Source organism: Synechococcus sp. WH 8016 (assembly GCF_000230675.1).
Lineage (GTDB): Bacteria > Cyanobacteriota > Cyanobacteriia > PCC-6307 > Cyanobiaceae > Synechococcus_C.
In genome coordinates, this window is record NZ_AGIK01000011.1 from 1 (window position 1) to 2723 (window position 2723).

General features: G+C 47.4%; 3 protein-coding genes. All 3 read left to right on the plus strand.

Annotated features, from left to right (window positions below; genetic code table 11):
• The coding region (locus SYN8016DRAFT_RS15645; RefSeq protein ID WP_006855117.1) for a hypothetical protein at positions 1–309 on the plus strand (309 nt) is incomplete at its 5' end.
• Between the two features lie 11 nt (positions 310–320).
• Positions 321–2180 (plus strand): hypothetical protein, encoded by a 1860-nt coding sequence (locus SYN8016DRAFT_RS14200; protein WP_159098336.1) that lies wholly within the window; start codon positions 321–323, stop codon positions 2178–2180.
• Positions 2181–2230: 50 nt separating this feature from the next.
• A complete protein-coding gene (locus SYN8016DRAFT_RS15135; RefSeq protein ID WP_141561541.1) occupies positions 2231–2623 on the plus strand; it encodes a hypothetical protein in 393 nt (130 codons plus the stop codon).
• Positions 2624–2723: the final 100 nt, after the last annotated feature.

Sequence of the window (2723 nt, forward strand, 5' to 3'; positions counted from 1 at the left end):
GGAATAGCGCCAACTCAACCAGTGTTTTTTGCTGTTCAAGCGAATGAATCTGTTGTTAGCGGTGGAGATAATATTGCTGTTGCTTCTAGCAATGACGCCGGGTCACTACCTATAGCGTTAGCGGATATAACGCGACAACCCAAGCAGGTGCAGTTGCTGGTGGGGCTGCTTCTACCAGTAACGGTGTCACCGTTACCTCTAAATACGACGCCGGAACTCAAACAACGAGTTATGGCGTTGAGGTTGCAACGGGCAATGGTCTGGCAATTAATAATAATGGACAGCTTGAGGTGTCTTATGACGCTTTGAAATGCACTGGCGTGGGAGACGGTGCTGAATGTTATGGAGAGGGCGCTGAGGCCAGTGGCGCTGCAACAACAGCGATTGGATCAGGTGCGAAATCTACAGCTGTAGGCGCAACTTCATTGGGTAATAGTGCTGTGGCCGCAAATATTGGCTCCACTGCTATTGGTTCTAGTGCAAGGTCAGATGATAATTATGCTACTGCAATTGGCTTTGGCTCTCAGTCTAAATTTGAGACATCAACAGGATCAACATCATCGATCACTTTGGGGCGTAGCGATGAATTCGGTACGACGGACTATTTCCTCCCGGGATTAGCAAATAAGCCTGGAACGGATGGATCGACTCAAGCCGGAGGTACACAATATCTTACTGTTGACTCAGAGGGAATGATTGTTGCTGCAACAGCTGAAGTTCCTCCTCAAGTAAATATTATCGCTCCGAACTTCAATTGCATAGCAGAAGGTGAAGGTGCAACCTGTTTTGGTGAAAATTCAGTAGCTGATGGCGACAGAACGTCTGCTTTTGGTGTGAATGCAATAGCTAATGGATTGGGGGCGACTGCGTTTGGTTCGAATTCCACTGCAGGGGCGAGAGCGACAGCCCTGGGTGCATTCGCTAATGCTGCTGGAGATAATGCTATTGCTATTGGTGGATTGTCTAATGCGACCGGCGTAAGTTCTCTCGCGATCGGAGAAGAAGCGCAGGCTTTAGGTAATCGTTCGTTTGCTTTTGGTTTCCAGAGCAATGCATCTAAAAACGACACCCTTGCCTTAGGTACTGGTGCTTCAGCGAATTACAGTTCGTCAGCAGCATTAGGCCAGAACGTAGAAACCACTCGTTCGGGTCAGGTCGCTCTTGGTTCAACCAATGCTGAAATTACCATTGCGAATCTTGCGACCGATAGTTCAGCAACAGATGGAAGTCAGTTTGAGATGGTTGTCGCTAATGGGGATGGAACTCTGTCTGGGATTCAGGTTGGGGATGGTCTGACAATTAATAATGGTGGTCAATTAGAAGTGAACACTGGTGGTAATAATATTATTGTCAACCCTAATGGATCGCTCAGTACACCAAATACATCGGTCATTTCTGGAACAGTTACAGCAACGGGAAGTGATGAAACTCAACTAGAGACAACAAAAGCTAACGGCACAATTGTTACTGGTGTTTGGAATAGCGCGAACTCAACCAGTGTTTTTGCTGTTCAAGCGAATGAATCTGTTGTTAGCGGTGGAGATAATATTGCTGTTGCTTCTAGCAATGACGGCCGGGTCACTACCTATAGCGTTAGCGGATATAACGCGACAACCCAAGCAGGTGCAGTTGCTGGTGGGGCTGCTTCTACCAGTAACGGTGTCACCGTTACCTCTAAATACGACGCCGGAACTCAAACAACGAGTTATGGCGTTGAGGTTGCAACGGGTAATGGTTTAACCATCAACAACGGCCAGCTCGAAGTTAACACTGGTGGTAACAACATCATCGTGAACCCCAATGGATCGCTCAGTACACCAAATACCTCCGTCATTTCCGGAACAGTTACAGCAACGGGAGATGATGAAACTCAACTAACAACAAGAAAAGAGAACGGCACAATTGTTACTGGTGTTTGGAATAGCGCGAACTCAACCAGTGTTTTTGCTGTTCAAGCGAATGAATCTGTTGTTAGCGGTGGAGATAATATTGCTGTTGCTTCTAGCAATGACGGCCGGGTCACTACCTATAGCGTTAGCGGATATAACGCGACAACCCAAGCAGGTGCAGTTGCTGGTGGGCTGCTTCTACCAGTAACGGTGTCACCGTTACCTCTAAATACGACGCCGGAACTCAAACAACGAGTTATGGCGTTGAGGTTGCAACGGGTAATGGTTTAACCATCAACAACGGCCAGCTCGAAGTTAACACTGGTGGTAACAACATCATCGTGAACCCCAATGGATCGCTCAGTACACCAAATACATCGGTCATTTCTGGAACAGTTACAGCAACGGGAAGTGATGAAACTCAACTAGAGACAACAAAAGCTAACGGCACAATTGTTACTGGTGTTTGGAATAGCGCCAACTCAACCAGTGTTTTTGCTGTTCAAGCGAATGAATCTGTTGTTAGCGGTGGAGATAATATTGCTGTTGCTTCTAGCAATGACGGCCGGGTCACTACCTATAGCGTTAGCGGATATAACGCGACAACCCAAGCAGGTGCAGTTGCTGGTGGGGCTGCTTCTACCAGTAACGGTGTCACCGTTACCTCTAAAATACGACGCCGGAACTCAAAACAACGAGTTATGGCGTTGAGGTTGCAACGGGTAATGGTTTAACCATCAACAACGGCCAGCTCGAAGTTAACACTGGTGGTAACAACATCATCGTGAACCCCAATGGATCGCTCAGTACACCAAATACCTCCGTCATTTCCGG